At 29.5% G+C, this 17,872-nt stretch carries 17 protein-coding genes; 3 read left to right on the top strand and 14 right to left on the bottom strand.

Going from position 1 to position 17,872, the window contains the following annotated elements:
• Window positions 1–78: 78 nt before the first annotated feature.
• Both BA195_RS12445 and BA195_RS12440 read left to right on the top strand, forming a co-directional pair.
• The gene (locus tag BA195_RS12445; protein ID WP_068705950.1) at window positions 79–1,284 is read left to right on the top strand and encodes a multidrug effflux MFS transporter; all 1,206 of its coding nucleotides are present in this window, start codon (window positions 79–81) and stop codon (window positions 1,282–1,284) included.
• A gap of 5 nt (window positions 1,285–1,289) precedes the next feature.
• Window positions 1,290–1,985: a pseudouridine synthase gene (locus BA195_RS12440; RefSeq protein WP_068705949.1), complete on the top strand. Its 696-nt coding sequence runs from the start codon at window positions 1,290–1,292 to the stop codon at window positions 1,983–1,985.
• Window positions 1,986–2,064: 79 nt separating this feature from the next.
• Here the strand turns inward: BA195_RS12440 and BA195_RS12435 are convergent, their stop codons facing one another.
• The 14 genes from BA195_RS12435 to BA195_RS12370 all read right to left on the bottom strand — a co-directional run bounded on the left by BA195_RS12435 (window position 2,065) and on the right by BA195_RS12370 (window position 17,328).
• Window positions 2,065–2,544, bottom strand: a complete 480-nt coding sequence (locus tag BA195_RS12435; protein WP_068705948.1) for an Lrp/AsnC family transcriptional regulator — start codon at window positions 2,542–2,544, stop codon at window positions 2,065–2,067.
• A gap of 77 nt (window positions 2,545–2,621) precedes the next feature.
• Window positions 2,622–3,677 carry a M14 family zinc carboxypeptidase gene (locus BA195_RS12430; protein ID WP_068705947.1) on the bottom strand — a complete coding sequence of 352 codons (1,056 nt, stop codon included), beginning with the start codon at window positions 3,675–3,677 and terminating at the stop codon, window positions 2,622–2,624.
• A 1-nt stretch (window position 3,678) separates the two neighbouring features.
• Window positions 3,679–5,148, bottom strand: a complete 1,470-nt coding sequence (locus BA195_RS12425; protein WP_068705946.1) for an aminotransferase class V-fold PLP-dependent enzyme — start codon at window positions 5,146–5,148, stop codon at window positions 3,679–3,681.
• Window positions 5,149–5,238: 90 nt separating this feature from the next.
• Complete coding sequence (locus BA195_RS12420; RefSeq protein ID WP_420882851.1) at window positions 5,239–6,060, bottom strand: hypothetical protein; 822 nt, start codon at window positions 6,058–6,060, stop codon at window positions 5,239–5,241.
• A gap of 30 nt (window positions 6,061–6,090) precedes the next feature.
• Entirely contained in the window at window positions 6,091–7,482 is a 1,392-nt protein-coding gene (gene glmM, locus BA195_RS12415) for a phosphoglucosamine mutase (protein WP_068705944.1), read from the bottom strand.
• 784 nt (window positions 7,483–8,266) lie between these two features.
• Complete coding sequence (gene rpsA, locus BA195_RS12410; protein ID WP_068705942.1) at window positions 8,267–10,039, bottom strand: 30S ribosomal protein S1; 1,773 nt, start codon at window positions 10,037–10,039, stop codon at window positions 8,267–8,269.
• Window positions 10,040–10,236: 197 nt separating this feature from the next.
• Entirely contained in the window at window positions 10,237–11,172 is a 936-nt protein-coding gene (locus BA195_RS12405) for an alpha/beta fold hydrolase (RefSeq protein WP_068705940.1), read from the bottom strand.
• Window positions 11,173–11,178: 6 nt separating this feature from the next.
• On the bottom strand, window positions 11,179–12,750 hold the full coding sequence (locus BA195_RS12400; protein ID WP_068705938.1) for a GMC family oxidoreductase: 1,572 nt from the start codon (window positions 12,748–12,750) through the stop codon (window positions 11,179–11,181).
• Window positions 12,751–12,858: 108 nt separating this feature from the next.
• The gene (locus BA195_RS12395; protein WP_068705967.1) at window positions 12,859–13,725 is read right to left on the bottom strand and encodes a YkgJ family cysteine cluster protein; all 867 of its coding nucleotides are present in this window, start codon (window positions 13,723–13,725) and stop codon (window positions 12,859–12,861) included.
• A 1-nt stretch (window position 13,726) separates the two neighbouring features.
• Window positions 13,727–14,341: an IMPACT family protein gene (locus tag BA195_RS12390; protein ID WP_176714999.1), complete on the bottom strand. Its 615-nt coding sequence runs from the start codon at window positions 14,339–14,341 to the stop codon at window positions 13,727–13,729.
• Window positions 14,341–15,201, bottom strand: coding sequence for an EamA family transporter (locus BA195_RS12385; protein ID WP_068705936.1), 861 nt, complete (start codon window positions 15,199–15,201; stop codon window positions 14,341–14,343). The genes BA195_RS12390 and BA195_RS12385 overlap by 1 nt, the downstream gene beginning before the upstream one ends.
• A gap of 1 nt (window position 15,202) precedes the next feature.
• Window positions 15,203–15,814, bottom strand: coding sequence for an HAD-IA family hydrolase (locus BA195_RS12380; protein WP_068705934.1), 612 nt, complete (start codon window positions 15,812–15,814; stop codon window positions 15,203–15,205).
• Complete coding sequence (gene ribD / locus BA195_RS12375) at window positions 15,807–16,862, bottom strand: bifunctional diaminohydroxyphosphoribosylaminopyrimidine deaminase/5-amino-6-(5-phosphoribosylamino)uracil reductase RibD (RefSeq protein ID WP_068705933.1); 1,056 nt, start codon at window positions 16,860–16,862, stop codon at window positions 15,807–15,809. The genes BA195_RS12380 and ribD overlap by 8 nt, the downstream gene beginning before the upstream one ends.
• Window positions 16,863–16,866: 4 nt before the next feature.
• Window positions 16,867–17,328: an LEA type 2 family protein gene (locus tag BA195_RS12370; RefSeq protein ID WP_068705932.1), complete on the bottom strand. Its 462-nt coding sequence runs from the start codon at window positions 17,326–17,328 to the stop codon at window positions 16,867–16,869.
• A 50-nt stretch (window positions 17,329–17,378) separates the two neighbouring features.
• On the opposite strand from BA195_RS12370, the gene BA195_RS12365 reads away from it, so the two are divergent.
• Window positions 17,379–17,870, top strand: coding sequence for a GNAT family N-acetyltransferase (locus BA195_RS12365; RefSeq protein ID WP_068705931.1), 492 nt, complete (start codon window positions 17,379–17,381; stop codon window positions 17,868–17,870).
• Window positions 17,871–17,872: the final 2 nt, after the last annotated feature.

The raw sequence follows: 17,872 nt of genomic DNA, 5'->3' as shown, positions 1-17,872 counted from the left end.
CTATAATTAATATTATGTTAAATAGATGTTTTTTAAATACTATCTAAATAAACTATAAAAAGAAAGTACATTTGTATGATGCAAAAAAAAGAAAAACAATCTAAATTAGAATTCATAGCTTTAATGGCATCATTAATGTCATTAGTCGCATTGTCAATTGACGCTTTATTACCAGCTATAAAGCAAATAGGAAATAGTATTAACATTCAACAAGACTCAACAGATAGTCAATTATTAATTACTATGATATTTTTAGGCTTGGGTTTTGGTCAATTAATTTCAGGTCCAATTTCTGATAGTCTCGGAAGAAAACCTGTAATTTACTTTGGTTTTATAGTCTTTGTAATTGCAAGTTTTTTATGTATTAACGCAACTAGCATTGAAATGATGGTTTTTGGTAGAATATTACAAGGTATTGGATTATCTGCACCAAGAACTATAAGTATTGCCATGGTTAGGGATAGTTTTAGTGGTAATTATATGGCTAAAATAATGTCATTTATCGTTGTAATTTTCATCTTAGTTCCTGTTGTAGCTCCTGCAATTGGAAAATTAATGTTAGATGCTTACGGTTGGCAATTTATATTTTATAGTCAATTAGTATTCGGTTTTTTTGTTATGCTATGGTTATGGAAGCGTCAGCCAGAAACATTAAAAGATGAAAACAAAACAAAATTATCATTAAATCTTTTTGTTAAAGGTTCTAATGAATTTATAAAACATAAGCAAGCTGTTGTTTTTACCTTAATTTCTGGTTTTATAACTGGTTCGTTTATGGTATATTTAAGTGCATCACAGCAAATATTTCAGGTGCAATATGATTTAATAGAAGAATTTCCTTTTATTTTTGCAGGATTAGCTATTTCGGTAGGTTTTGCTACTTTTTTAAACGGAAATTTTGTAATGAAATTTGGAATGTATAAACTCATTACTACCTTTTTAATCATCTTTACTTTAATCCCCGTTATTTATATTATATTATTTTACGGAAAAGAAAATCCAGACATAACAATACTTATATTATTTTTTGCTTTACAGTTTTTTTCACTGGGATTCTTATTCGGAAATTTAAGAGCTTTAGCAATGCAACCTGTTGGACATATTGCAGGAGTTGGTGCGGCTATAAACGGTTTTGTATCAACAATAATGGCTGTTCCTATTGCCACAATAATAGGTGAGTTTATGACCACTACTACTCTACCTCTTTTTGTAGGGTTTTTAATCTGTGGTCTTTTATCATTAATATTATTAAATTTTACCAAATCTAAAAATTCAAATAACTAAATTATATGAACCTTACTGTTCTTTTTGAAGATGAATATATACTTTGTGTTACTAAACCTAATAACGTAGTGGTACACCATGCCCATCATTCTAGAAATGTAGCCGATGAAGATTCCTTATTGCAGTTATTGTTTAATCAATTTGGACAAAAATTTTACCCGATTCATAGATTAGACAGAAAAACTTCTGGGATTATTCTGCTAGCTAAAGAAACAAAGTATGTATCTAAATTTCAAGAATTATTTACGAATAATGAAATTCAAAAAACATATTATGGAATTGTAAGGGGGCATTCACCAGAGCATAAAATAATAAATTCTCCAGTAAAAGGTAGAGATTCCAATGTTTATAAAGAAGCTGAAACACACTTAAAGACAATTGGTAATGTTATTGTAGATATTCCAGTAAAACCTTATGATACTTCAAGATACAGTTTAGTTGAAATGAAACCTACCACGGGTAGATTACATCAACTACGTATTCATTTGAATAAAATAAGTCATCCACTTATTGGTGATCCAAAATATGGTGATAAAAATCATAATGTAATGTTTATAGATAAATTTAATTGTGAAAATTTATTTTTACATGCATATTCATTAGAATTTATACATCCTTTTTCTAAAAAAAAGAAAATAATAGTAGCCAGTTTACCTAATGATTGGAATATTATTTTAAAAAAATTTAATTGGATGATTTGAATATTAAATAATTTAATATTAAAAAAAAGGATTAACAATTTTACATGTTAATCCTTTTTTTTAATGATAGTTAGTTTAATTATATTTCTTTAAAAATTGCATGCATCAAACGTTTTTTATCGTTAATACTTTCTTCTAATGAAATCATTGTTTCTGTACGGTTCACCCCATTAATATCATCTATTTGATAGATAATATCCTTAGCATCATTAGTACTTTTAGCCCTTACTTTACAAAAAATATTGTATTTTCCTGCTGTCACATATGCTACTGTTACGTTCGGAATTAAGCGTAATTTATCTAAAACATGTTGTGTCATTGATGTTTTTTCTAAATATACACCAACATGTGCAATAAAAGTATACCCCATTTTATCATAGTTCAATGTTAATGTTGAACCTTGAATTATACCTTCATCTTCCATTTTTTTAACACGTACATGGATGGTACCTGCAGATACTAATAATTTCTTTGCGATGTCTGTAAAAGGAGTACGAGCATTTTCTATTAAAATGTCTAAAATTTGATGATCAATCTCATCAAGTACAAATTTCTTCATTTTTATTTTATTCAAGTAATTTTGCTAAAATATAGCTTTTTTTCAATTTAAAAACACTTTTTTTAAGAAATATTCAGTTATATCTTATTTTTGTTACATTCTTTATGTGCTAAAAACGAAGATAAATCCCCTTCTTTTTCTTTTTTTAAAGTCATTGCAAATTTACTATTTTCTATTTTCTCAACATACTGATAAGCGACATCTTTTTCATTATTTTTAGCTCTATAAATTACATCATAGAAGTTCTTGATATTGTTTGGAATAGCTAAATAATCAGAATAATCTGTAAAGTCTTTTGACGTTGAAATATGATAAATACCTTGTAAAAGTGCATAAAAATTATACTTTCTTACAATTTCACGTTCATAATCATTCGGATAATGCCCTGCTTCTATTAATATTGTATTGTGTCCTAATTTTTGAAAGTTATCTCCTGTTGCTGTAGGATAAAATTCATCTGTATAACGACCAATACGATTTGGAATTAATTTTTGTAATAATGTATTCATCGAAACTATTACATTCATCGTTTCTTGGCGACCTGTCGTTATTTTGCGACTCTCTTCTTCTGAAGGTGCTAAAAATGAAATAGTAGCTGGATTTTTAGTGCCTTCTACTCCAAAAATTGTTCTTTGATCATGTAAATTAAAACAAAAATCAGGGTTTACTTTTGTTAAAATAGCTCGTAATAATTTACTTTCCTTTGCTTTTAAAGCTACAGCATCTCTGTTTAAGTCTACATTATTTGCATTAACACGCGTGTATACTTCTGCTCCATCTGGATTTAGCATTGGTACAATTGTGATACTACAATTTTTTAAAATCGTGTTAACTATTTCGCTAGTAGTGTTTAGTTTTATAAAATTTAAAAAATCAAAAACAGCTTTGGTTCCAGTACTTTCATTACCATGCATCTGACTCCAAACAAGTATTTTTATCTTTCCTGAGCCTAATTTTAATTGATAAATATTTCTTCCTTTTTCAGATAAACCGACTACTTTCGATTCTATATTTATATCTAAATCATTATAAAGAGGTTCAATATCATCAAGAGTAACATGTCTCCCTTCAATTTTCGTTTCTTTTATTTCAGTATAATTATCTTCTAAAAAATAGGTGTCTAATATATTCATATTATAAAGTAAACCAATCTGCTATTAATTTTTTTTCTATAGGTTCGGTTGTTATGTGTACATAATCATTTTTAACCATATCATATTTATAGTCTTTCGACCATTCTTTGATGTTTTCAGTCAAAGTTTTTAATGAGTGACATATAAATTGAATTTCTTCGTTTGTAACCGTTGGGTGTACAGATAAACGTACCCAACCTGGTTTTTCGGTATTACAACCTTCAGATATTTGATCTTTAATTTTATTTGATGTATTTTGATCTACATTTAATAAAAAATGTCCATAAGTACCCGCACATGAGCAACCTCCTCTTGTTTGTATTCCAAAACGATCGTTTAATAATTTAACAACTAAATTAAAATGATATTTTTCGTAATAAAATGAAAAAATACTTAATCTGTCTTTATGATTTGGTGCTAATATTTTTACACCTTCCAGGTTTTCTAAACAATTAAAAATAATAGGGTTTATTTCGTCTTCACGCTGTTTAATTTTATCAGTCCCCATTTGATTTTTAACTTGAATAGCTAAAGCTATTTTAATCGTTTGTAAAAAAGCAGGAGTTCCTCCATCTTCACGTGTTTCAACATCATCAAAATAATCATGACCTCCCCAAGGATTAGTATAACTTACTGTACCACCTCCCGGGTTATCGGGTATCATGTTTTTATATAATTTCTTATTAAAAATTAAAACTCCTGAACTTCCTGGGCCTCCTAAAAATTTATGAGGTGAAAAGAAGATAGCATCTAAATACTCCTCTTCTTTTTCTGGATGCATATTAATATCAACATATGGTGCAGAACAAGCAAAATCAACAAAGCATAAACCACCATATTTATGAATTAATGCGGCTATTTTATGATAATCTGTTTTTATACCTGTTACGTTTGACCCAGCTACGATTGAGGCTATTTTGATAGGCCTATCTTTAAATTTTTGTATAGTTGCTTCAAATTTATCCAAACATACTAATCCAGCTTCATTACACGGCACTACTTCAACATCAGCAATCGTTTCAATCCAAGATGTTTGGTTAGAGTGATGTTCCATATGACTTACAAAAACAATAGGTCTTTTTTCATCAGGTATTATGGTATTTTCTTTTAAATTTTCGCAAATTTTTAATCCTAAAATTCGTTGAAATTTATTTACAACACCTGTCATTCCTGATCCTTCAGTAATCAATACATCATCATTTGATGCATTTACATGTTGTTTTATAATATTCCGTGCTTGATGATAAGCTAAGGTCATTGCTGCACCCGAAGTTGATGTTTCGGTATGTGTATTTGCTACAAAAGGACCAAATTTATGTAATAATTGTTCTTCTATTGGTCGATATAATCTACCACTTGCCGTCCAATCAGTATAAATCATTTTTTGTTCTCCGTAGGGAGATATATATGTTTGATTAATACCAACAATATTGTTTTTAAATTTATTAAAATATTGCTCTAAATTTGTCATTTGCTGTGTAGTTTATAGTGTAAAATTAGAATTATACTAATAATTGACCTAAAAGATTTGTATTATTAACGTATTTGCTAGTTTTGTTGATTAAAGTCTAAACTTACCTCCTATTAAAATAGTGTTTTCAAAAAAGTAAAAACTTTGTGAAGCGCTATCTTCTGGATTGGTTGATGTTTTAATATCTCCCATATTTATATAACCACCTTTTAAATCGGCTTGTACAAAAAAGTGCTTTAAAAAAGTAATATTTAAACCTGCTCCAACTGACATTCCGTATCCAGATAAATGAAAATCATCATGTCTTTCATTTTCTAATAAGCTAGTGTTAGTTCTTGGATATAAAATACCAACTCCTACTCCTTCAGTTAAATTTATTTGTAGGTTTTCTAAATTTAAACCAAACCAACTACTAACATCATCAAAACGCTTTAATTCAACATTTACATAATTTAAACCATCAGTATGTTCAAAGCGCAAAAAATCGGCAGCTAAATTAATGTTATCATTCGTATAAGTTCCGTCATATTTTGCATTACCAACAGCAATTTCGCCATTAATTTTTACATCTTGATCGGCAATCATTACATATTTCATATGATCTACACCAATAGAAATGGTGTAGTTTTCTTTAAAGAAATATCCAATTCTATAATTTGTTTGTGGTATAGTAACCCTACCTGGATGAAAATAATCCCTAAAAGAAAATTTTGTTTGTCTGTCTTGTGCTTTTACATTTGACAATGTAAAATCGTAATTATTTCCTTTAAATCGAATGTCAGAATCGGTGTAACTCGACCAGTTCCATCCCCAGTATACAAAGAATTTTCCTTTATTAGTTACTTTCTTTTTTTCTTTAACTTTTATTTCTTCCTCTTGTCCTATTAATATTGATGATGTTAACAACATCATTAATAAACTGATTAGTCTTAGTTTCAACTTTTATTTTATTATTTGTTCAATTTCTGTTATAAATCGCTCAGCAAGTTTATCTGCATTATCTTGACTGGTACTTTCAGTATAAATTCTAATAATGGGTTCGGTATTCGATTTACGTAAATGTACCCATTCTGTATCGAAATCAATTTTTACACCATCAATAGTATTTACATCTTTATTTTTATATTTAGAAGCCATTGTTTCTAAAATCTTATCAACGTCTATTTGCGGAGTTAATTGTATTTTATTTTTACTCATAAAGTAACTAGGATACGAATCTCTTAGTGCTTTACAAGACATTTTTTTATGCGCTAAATGTGATAAAAATAAAGCGACACCAACTAAAGAGTCGCGTCCATAATGAGAAGCTGGATAAATAATACCTCCATTTCCTTCACCTCCAATAACAGTATTGGTATCTTTCATCATTTGTACTACATTAACTTCACCTACTGCAGCAGCTGTATAAGTTCCGCCATGTTTTTCAGTTACATCACGTAATGCTCTTGATGACGATAAGTTAGAAACGGTGTTTCCTCCTCCTAATCTTCCTAAAACATAATCGGCACAAGCTACCAAAGTATACTCTTCACCAAACATTGATCCATCTTCTGATATTAAAGCCAAACGATCTACATCTGGGTCAACTACAATACCTAAGTCGGCTTTTTTCTTAACTACAAGTTTTGATATGTCTGTTAAGTTTTCTTTTAAAGGTTCTGGGTTATGAGGAAATTGACCGTTCGGTTCGCAGTATAATTCTATACATTTAACACCTAATTCTTTTAGTAATGCAGGAATAAAAATTCCTCCTGTAGAGTTAACTCCATCAACAACTACTTTAAATTTAGCTTTTTTAATTGCTTTTACGTCAACTAAATCAAGTTTTAAAACCTCTTTAATATGTTTTTTTAAATATTTCTTATTTTTTCTATAACTTCCTAAATCATCAACTTCAGCAAATTCAAAGTTTTCATCAGCGGCTAATTTTAATATTTCTTCACCATCAGCACCATTTAAAAACTCTCCTTTTTCATTTAATAATTTTAAAGCATTCCATTGCTTAGGGTTGTGAGAAGCCGTTAAAATAATACCTCCCTCCGCTTTTTCTAAAGGAACAGCAACTTCAACAGTTGGTGTTGTTGATAAACCTAAATCAACTACATTTATACCTAAACCAACTAAAGTATTAGCCACTAAATTACTAATCATTTTACCAGAAATACGAGCATCTCTACCAATGACTACTTTTATTTTTTTAGCTTCTGGATTTCTTTTTATAATAAATGCTCCGTAAGCAGCAGCAAATTTAACAGCATCAACTGGAGTAAGGTTTTCACCAGTGTTTCCTCCTATGGTACCTCTAATTCCTGATATAGATTTTATAAGTGTCATCGTTTTTTTTCTAATTTTAATACAAATATAATGGTATTAAAGAATATACTGATACTTCAAAGTAGGTTTAACTGTAACTTTTGTTACATTTAAAACATAAAAAAACCGTTGCGCAAGTATCGGTTTTTTATTTATATGACTTTAGGTAATTTTTTAACTCATACCTATTTTACTTAAAAGAGAAAAATAAAAAACTTATCATAAAAAGAAATATAATTAAAAAATGTCCGTATCGGTCTTTTTCTTTTCTAATTATCGAGTGCTTATACCAATTTCTAATGTGAATCGTTATTGCTAATATGGTAGCTGTTATTTTTATAATATTATAGGTTGTCATCTTACCAAAAGGTTTTAATTAAAGAAGAAATATTAAAATATCATTTAAAGTGTAAAATAAGTTTCTATTATTTTCAAGGGTCCTTTTATCTATTTTTCTATAAATTTTAAAGTTTTATTATCTTAAAAATAGCTAATTTATTATTTAAATCCAACACTTTTTTTTGTTAAGTAGACATGTTATTCTAATTTTAACTATGGTATTAACCTCAAAAAAATCCTAAATTATATTCAACTTTTTATTATTTATAAAGAGTTTATTATAGCTATTTCTATGGAATTGATGGAATAAAAGAAAGCTCTAGAGAAGTGTAAGTATCTTTATTTTAATTTCTAATTCATAAATTTTAGTTCTTAATATTCTTCATTTGGTTTAATTAATTGACTTATTAAGCATAAAAAAAACCGCTACTAACGTAACGGTTTTAAAATTTATAATATCAGAGATTTATTTCCCTTCCATTTTCTTTTTTAATTCAGCTAATCCACCGATATCTCCTAATGTAGATTTTGGAGCATCAGCAGCTTTTTTAGCTGCAGCTTTGATGTTTTTCTTTTCTTCTTCTTTGAAAAGAGAAGTATGAGAAACAACAATTCTACGGTATTCTTTACTAAATTCAGTAACGATGAACTTTACAGCATCACCTTTTTCTAATTTAGATCCGTCTTCTTTTTCTAAGAAACGTGTTGGAGCAAATGCTTCAATACCATCTGCAAATACTACAGTAGCACCTTTGTCATTTTTCTCTTTAATAGAACCTTCATGTGTAGATCCGATTGCATACGTAGCTTCATGCGCATCCCAAGGATTATCTTGAGTTTGCTTATGACCTAAGTTTAACTTACGGTTTTCAACATCTAATTCTAATACTTGAACATCTAATTTATCACCAACAGTTACAAAATCTGATGGGTGCTTAATTTTCTTAGTCCAAGATAAATCAGAGATATACACTAATCCGTCAATTCCTTCTTCTAATTCTACGAATACACCAAAGTTAGTGTAGTTACGTACAGTACCAGTATGAGTAGAACCTACAGGGTATTTAGCAGTAATATCTGTCCATGGATCTGGGTGTAATTGCTTCATACCTAAAGACATTTTACGATCTTCACGATCTAATGTCAAGATTTGAGCTTCTACCTCGTCACCAACTTTTACGAAATCTTGTGCAGAACGTAAGTGTGTAGACCAAGACATTTCAGAAACGTGAATTAATCCTTCAACTCCTTCTTCAACCTCTACAAATGCACCGTAATCAGCTAAAACAACAACTTTACCTTTTACTTTATCTCCAACTTTTAAGTCAGTATTTAAGGCTTCCCAAGGATGAGCTGATAATTGTTTTAATCCTAATTGGATTCTAGATTTGTTATCGTCAAAGTCTAAAATTACAACGTTTAATTTTTGATCTAATTCAACAACCTCGTTCGGGTGGTTGATACGAGACCAAGATAAATCAGTAATATGTACTAATCCATCAACACCACCTAAATCAACAAAGACACCATAAGAAGTAATGTTTTTAACAACACCTTCTAGTACTTGTCCTTTTTCTAATTGACCGATGATTTCTTTTTTCTGATCTTCTAAATCTGCTTCGATTAACGCTTTATGAGATACTACTACGTTTTTAAATTCGTGGTTGATTTTTACAACTTTGAATTCCATAGTTTTTTCTACATACTGATCGTAATCACGGATTGGCTTCACATCAATTTGAGAACCTGGTAAGAATGCTTCAATACCAAATACATCAACGATCATACCTCCACGAGTTCTACACTTAACAAAACCGTTAACGATTTCACCTGTTTCATGTGCATTGTTAACTCTATCCCAAGCTTTAATTACACGTGCTTTTTTGTGTGATAATACTAATTGACCAGAAGAATCTTCTCTTTTATCAACTAATACTTCTACTGAATCTCCTACAGATAAATTTGGATTGTAACGGAATTCGTTTAAAGAAATAACTCCTTCTGATTTAGAGTTGATGTCGATTATCGCATCTCTATCAGTAATTCTTGTTACTGTACCTTCGATTACATCACGTTCGTTTACGAAACCTACTGTACCTTCTAGGGCTTTTTCAAATTCTTGTAATTTAGACTCATCAACTTCATCAATACCTTCTTCGTATTTATGCCAATTAAATGTTGCTAAAAATTCTGCTGGGTTTACTGCTTCTGGAGCAGTGTTTTTTGTTTCTTCAGACATGTCTGAAATAATTTTTGTATCTTTTTATTAGCCAGATTATTAACAATACTAATGCAAAGAGAAATTAAACTTATATAAATTTGTTTTTAACCTTTTATAAACCTGTTCTTGTAAAAAGGCGTGCAAATTTACGAAGTTTTATTTAAATAACCTATAAAGGTTTTAAATTTAAGGGGTTGAGAATTTTATCAAAAAAACTATTCTAAAAATTCTTGAACTGATTTTAAACTTTGTCTCGGACTTTCTTCCATAGGTGTATGCCCTACTTTATTTAATATAACAAGTTTATTATTGGGTAAATCTTTTTGAAATTTATAGGCGTTTTCTACCGGAATCAATAAGTCTTCTGATCCCCATAATATTAAAGTCGGTTGTTGTATTGATTTTATTTTATCAAAAGATGTTATTGTTTTTTTCATATTAAGTCGATCTACAAAGGCTTTTCTATTTCCTTTTCTTAATGTTAGGTCAAAATATCGATTTACAATTTTTTCTGTTACTTTAGTTTTATCAAAATATACATTTTCTACACTTGCTTTTACTAAAAAACGAGGTGTTACATATAACAGCAATTTATTTAAAATAGGTGTTTGCGCTACTTTAAAAGCTATCGGAATACTTTTAGATTTCGTGGGGTAACCAGCAGCATCAATTAAAATTAATTTTTGCACTATCGTGGCGTGTGTTGCAGTAAAGTTCCATGCTATTTGGCCACCTAAAGAGTTACCTGCTATAACACATTTCTTTACTCCTAGTTTAGCTAAAAAGTTTTTTATAAATTTTACATAATTATCCATCGAATAATTTCTGTTAGGAAATGGACCAGTTAACCCATAAGCTGGTAAATCCATTCTAATCACTCTTTTTATTTTTTTTAATTCATCCGTCCAAGCATCAAAAGTGTGTAGGCTTGCGCCTGTTCCGTGAATTAACACAATAGGAATATTATCTGATTTTATTCCTTCATCACGATAATGTACTTCCATTCCATCAATAGTAACAAATGAAGATGCTTGGTTTGCATATTTAACCTTTAATTTTTCAACAGAAATATCTTGATATCCAAAGAAAATAATAATCATTCCAAAAATTAGCAAAACAATTGTTAAAAGTATTTTTATTACCTTTTTCATGTTTAATTATTTTTTTGAAGGAATTTGACTCATTGCCCGTTCTGCAATAGCGGTAATTGATAAAGAAGGATTTACTCCTGGGTTTGCCGAAATCATCGATCCATCAATAACGTACAAATTCTTATATCCGAAAATTTTATTGTTTTTATCAATCACACCTTTTGATGCATTATTTCCCATAACAGCGCCACCTAAAACATGTGCTGTTGATGGAATACCCGCAATAGTTTCTAATGCGAACGAGGTACTAACACCGTTTACAGCTTTACTGTACGCTTTTACTAATTCTTTTGATTCCTTTATAAATGGCGTTGGCTTTTTACCTGAATTAATGGTAGAAGTCATTAAACCAAATATATTACGTTTAAACTTTAATGTGCTATCTAAAGTTTGCATAAATAATAGTACCACTGTTTTTTTTGCCCAACTATTTATAAAATAAATTTCAAAGTATTTTATAGGCGATTTTAATAACGAAACAAACATCATTATTAAACGAGAAAATACGTTATTATTGGCTACATATGGTAAGTGTAATAATTTCCAAGCATTAGAACCTTTACCGTATCGTACAATTTCTAAATGAGAGTTTTCATCAGTATCCAAAATACTTCCGATAGCTACACCTTTTGAGAAATTTTTATCTTTATCTAAAGTAGATACACTTACCAAAGTTTCGTTATTGGTTCTAATATCCAATCCTAATCTATCTGAAATATTAGGTAATGAATCTTTTTTTAGTTTTAATAATAGCTTGATTGTTCCTAAAACGCCACCAGAAAAAACTACTGCTTTTGTTTTAATTTTTTGACGTTTTTTAAAAAGCGTTGTACTTGTTTTTATAAATACTTCATAACCACTGCTACCATCAATAGTATTAATAGGTTGCACATCATATACTTCATTTTCGGCAAGTATTTTTGCTCCGTTTTGTTGTGCCAAGTATAAATAATTTTTATCTAAGGTGTTTTTAGAATTATTTCTACAACCTGTCATACAAGCACCACAAAAGTTACAACCTGTCCTTTCAGGCCCTTTACCTTTAAAATATGGATCTTTTTTAGTTACATTTTCTTCTCCAAAATAAACGGCGACATTTGGTGCATCAAACTTGTCGGAAATATTAAGTTGATTGGCTACTTTTTTAAGCCCGATATCGCCATCATATAATTTAGGGTTTTTGGTTGCTCCTAACATTTTTAATGCTTTTTCATAATATGGAAAAAGTTCTTCTTCCCAATCTAAAAGATTTCTCCAGCTACCAGTTTTAAAGAATGTAGATTTTGGTACCGGCAAAGTATTGGCATATACTAATGACCCACCACCAACTCCTGTACCAGAAACTATGGCAATATGTCTAAAAATAGTCAATTTCATAATGCCGAAAAATCGCAACTTAGGCATCCAAAGCCATTTTTTTAAGTTCCAATTGTTTTTAGGAAAATCGTTAGCTTTATACCATTTTCCTTTTTCAATTACTAAAACTTTATAACCTTTTTCAGATAAACGTAAAGCACTCACTGAACCTCCAAAACCGCTTCCTATAATAATATAGTCATATTTTTTATTTAAACTCACAAACCACAGTTTAAACCTACTTTTTACTGTAGATTTCGTTAAGATAGCAAGTTATGAGATTTTGTGTTAACAATCAAACTGGTTTTTTCTTTGATTGATGATTAAAAACTATTCTTGAGCTCCGTGAGATTTTGCAATTTCAATCCAATGTTCAGAAATTCCTTTGGTATCAGCGCCTAAGCCTCTAGATAAATGCAATGCAACAGCAATTAACAAACTAGATGCTTCTTGTATTTCTTTAAAGGTTTGAATACCTCCAAATTGTTCTTGTGCTTTTAACAATAATAATTCATTGTGTTTTTTAGCAAAACTAACAGGGTTTTCAGTATCAATAGTTATTTTGGGTATCATTAAACAATCTACCCACTCTTGCCCTATTCTTTTTGCAGATAACTCATGTGTTTCACAACCAGAAGCTCTCCATAAAGCCAATGTTTTAGTATCACCTGATGCTGCTAAACCAGTATCTAAAAGCAACTCGAAACCAATATCAGCAATATTTTGCATTACAATTAAATATTCGTCTAAAGCTTTTTCAAATTTATTTGCTTTCTGTCCTTTAAGGTAATCCTCTACGCTAAGTTTAGGTAACTCTAAAACTTCTGCACAATCATTTAAACAAGGAAATTGTTTTCCTTCATAAATATAATGTGCTTTATCAAATTGTATTTGACGACCTAATGGATACAAGCGACAAGCTAACGGACGACCAAGATGTACGCTGCAACCCGAATTTTCTATATATTGACTACACGATTTTTGTCCTTTTTTATCTTGCTTTCCATCAAATAATAATTGAATTCCACCATATTCGGTATATAAATCACGAAATTCTTTAACTGTAACTTTCTTTTCATTACTAAAACGAAATAGCTCCCACGGGTTTAACATTACATCTTTACCAAAACAACAGGTACCCGATCTAGAGCATGTGAGTGGTAATATACTTTTTGAGGTAAGTTTGGTTGTTTGCATTTTACTCAACTTCTTTTATTTCAACTTTAAAAAGGGTATCAAAAATATCAAAAATCGTTTGTGCTTCTTTTTTACGAACTGAAATAGTATATTCACAATCCATTTCTAATTTTTGAGCGATGATGTTTAGGTTTCGTTCTTTAACAATACGCTGTACTTTATTCATCATATCATATCCGAACTTTAATAAGTATTGAATATCAATTGTTTTTTCTTTAATTTCTGAAATATCTAAAGCTAACTGTGCTGATGTTCTATACGCATTTATCAATCCGCCAACACCCAGCTTAGTTCCGCCAAAATAACGTACAGAAACTACTAAAATATTAGTTACATCAAAAGCTTGTAACTGTCCGTAAATAGGCATTCCTGCCGAGTTACTTGGCTCTCCATCATCATTTGCTCTAAAGCGAGTTGTTTCTGTCCCTAATTGCCAAGCGTAGCAAAAATGACGTGCCGAATGGTGTTTTTTCCTCAAACCTTCTAAAGCTTCTTTTATCTCATCTTCAGTAAATACAGGAAATGCATACCCAAAAAACTTACTATTTCTGTCTTTAAAAAGCGTTTCTTCAGATGCTACATCAATCGTTTTATAGGTGTCTTTAATTTCACTCATTAGGCAATAGTTATTAAAATGATTCCTAAAATAGCCAACCCAACACCGATTTTGTTTTTTACACTAAAATTTTCTTTAAATAACAATAAGCCAATTAAAGTAGAAACAATTACAATACCAACATTATTAATGGTAAATAAAGTAGAACTTTCAAAATCCTTGTTTTGTAATGCTTTTATTAAAAAAACAATTGAATAATAATTAGGAACTCCTAATACTACACCAGCAAGAAGGTTTTTAAATTCAAACTTTTCTTTAGTTATTTTTTGATTTATAAGTAAAATAATAGTTCCGAAAAATGCTGCAAATCCGAATAAACTTGATGAGAAAAACTCTACCTGATCTAACGCAACATAATTAATTTCAACATACTTTAAAGTAGTATCAATAACCCCTGAACCAATAAATAACAAGATTGGAAAAAGTAAGTTTGCTTGACCTGTTTCTTTTTTTTCTTTAGCTGAAGACAAATAAACAGCTGTAAGTGCAATTATGGTTCCTAAAACCTTAAGAATTGTTATACTTTCATTATACAAAACAATACCAAAAAAAATAGGCACAACCACTGACATTTTACCAGCAATAGAAGCAACTGACACTCCGTTTTCTTGCGATGTTTTTGCCATCACAAAAAAAATAGTAACAAATAAAAAACCTAATAAAAAAGTTCCATAAATCCATGGTTGATTTCCAATAGTTGCTAATTTACCAAATGAATTAGATAAAAACGCTCCCAATATAAAAGCAACAAAATAATTAACAACAATAGCTTGTAATGTGTTTATTTTAAAAACTTTAAAGTATTTAAATATTACAAATAGAGAAGTTGAAAAAAGAATACTTAAAATTAAGTGTATCATATTAATTAAACTCGAGCTTATTTAATAAATTAGTCACTTCATCTTTTCCTGGAACTAAATTCCAAACTTTTATACCTAATTCGGTAGCCGCATCTGTATTTTCTTTTAAATCATCAACAAAAATAGTTTCTGAGGCTTTTAAGTTGTTTTCACTTAAAACAAATTCATAAATATTTGCGTTGGGTTTTCTAAAATTTATTTCATGTGATAAATAAAATTGCTCAAAACAATTTTTAAATTCATTATACAGTTCAGTTCCCCAATCATTTTTAATCCATGAAATATGTAAATCATTTGTATTACTTAATAAAAATAAACGATACTTTTTTGATCCAGCTAATTCTTTTAAAAACGACAATCTTTGTAACGGAAAATCTAACAAGATAGCATTCCATGCATTTATTAAATTTTCGCTACTTAATTGCGGAAATTTTTGTTTATAAAAACCAACAAAATCATCTGTAGAAATTAATCCCATTTCATACTGATGATAGGTATTAATCATGTCTTCAGAAATACTTGTAACTCCTAATTTTGCCAACTCTTTATAAGTTGCTTGTTTATCTAAATTGATGAAGATATCACCAAAATCAAAAATGATATTTTTAATCATTTATATATGTCTTTAAAACATCATTGCCGATGTATATTTGTTTATTTAATTTCCCATTAAAATCAGGAGCTTCTACTCCATTTTTAAATAATGACTTACCTGTAAACACCTTTGCTTCATCCCATAAATTAGCATTTATAAAAGTTTGCAAAGTTTGCGTACCACCTTCAATTATTACCGATTGAATGTTGTGTTTTTGTAACACAATACAAATTTGTTCCGCTACGCGGGATGCAAAATTAATAGGTTCAAAAACAAGTTCTTTACTGTGTTCGAACTGATACTCTTCTTGGTTGGTTTTAGAATTAAGAATAACAATTGTTTTTACTTTTCCGTTTAAAACAGTAGCTTCTTTAGGTATTCGTAAATTTTTATCTAACACTATTCTAACTGGGTTATTTCCAGACCAATTACGTACTGTTAACGACGGGTTGTCAGCAACTACTGTATTAGTACCCACCAAAATTGCATGTTCTTCACTTCGATATTTGTGCACTAATTGTTGCGAATATTGATTAGATATCCAAACTGGTTTTTGCTCATTTTTTGTTTTTGGAGCTATAAAACCATCTTGCGATTGCGCCCATTTTAAAATAATATATGGTCGTTTTTTATTTTGAACTGTAAAAAATCTTTTGTGATGTTTTTTACATTCATTTTCTAAGATACCAACAACTACATTTATGCCTGCATTTTTTAAACGTTCAATACCTTTTCCAGCAACCAAACTATTGGTATCCACACAACCAATTACTACTTTTTTTAATTGATGTTTTACAATTAAATCAGCACAAGGTGGTGTTTTTCCATAATGAGAACAAGGCTCTAAGGTTACATAAATTGTAGCTTCTGTTAAAAGATTTTTATTTTTAACCGCATTTATAGCGTTTACCTCGGCATGACTTTCTCCGTAAGGAGATGTAAAACCTTCAGCAATAATCTTATTATTAAGTACAATTACTGCCCCAACAGAAGGGTTTGGGCGTGTACTACCGATACCATTTTTAGCTAATTGCAAACAACGTTTTATGTATTTTTCGTGCTCCAAGAAATTAAAATTTTATGTTAACATCTTCAGTTTTATCAATCGAATAAACATGAGAAAAACCAAATACCTTATATTTTAAATCACCTTTTAATTGTACTTTTATTTTTTTACTAATAAGTGAATTAAGTAAACCTCCCAAAACTCCATTTTTATTATTATCAAACACTTTTTTAGCAGGAATTACCACTTTTAAAGGAATTGAAAACTCTTTATTTGCAGGTACTTTAAACTCTTCTGAAGATACTTGAGCTAATTGGTTGCCATTTACAATTACCTTTATTTCATCGGTAGCTATTTTACCACCAATATTATTCTCATTTTTAAAAATTGCAATTGCTTTTAATCTAATAGTATCTAAAGCTACTGAAGCAATTTTGATGCTATCAACCTTTATAAAAACAGGTTTCTTTTTAACCGAACAGCTTAAAACAAACAATATTATTATAAAAAACAGCCACTTCTTCATTTGATTTCTTAAAATTTAGGTAATTTGCGTTGCAAAAATAAGGTATTCATATGACTCCTTCCGATTTTATTATTAGAGAAATAAAACCCAACGATAATCAGCAAATAGCAAAAGTTATTCGTAATGTTTTAACTGAATTTGGTGCCCCAAAAGTAGGTACTGCTTATGAAGATAAAGCAACTGATGAAATGTTTGAAACTTATCAAAAAAATAAAACAGCTTACTTTGTTGTTGAGTATCAGCAAAAAATAGTTGGCGGAGTTGGTTTTGCTGATTTACCTGGTTTTGAAAACCTTATTTGTGAGTTACAAAAAATGTATTTTTTGCCAATTGCTCGTGGCAAAGGTTTGGGTAGTAAATTAATTAATTTTTGTTTGTCTAAAGCTAAAGAACAAGGTTTTAAACAATGCTATTTAGAAACCATGCCGTATATGGATGCTGCGAGAGCATTGTACGCTAAAAATGGATTTATTAATTTAGAAAAACCTATGGGAAACACTGGTCATTATTCATGTAATGTTTGGATGCTTAAAAATTTATAAAC

Origin of the sequence: Tenacibaculum soleae (assembly GCF_001693415.1) — a bacterium.
Lineage (GTDB): Bacteria > Bacteroidota > Bacteroidia > Flavobacteriales > Flavobacteriaceae > Polaribacter > Polaribacter soleae.
Note: the sequence above shows the minus strand (reverse complement) of the source record. Positions and strands in the feature narration are given on the sequence as shown.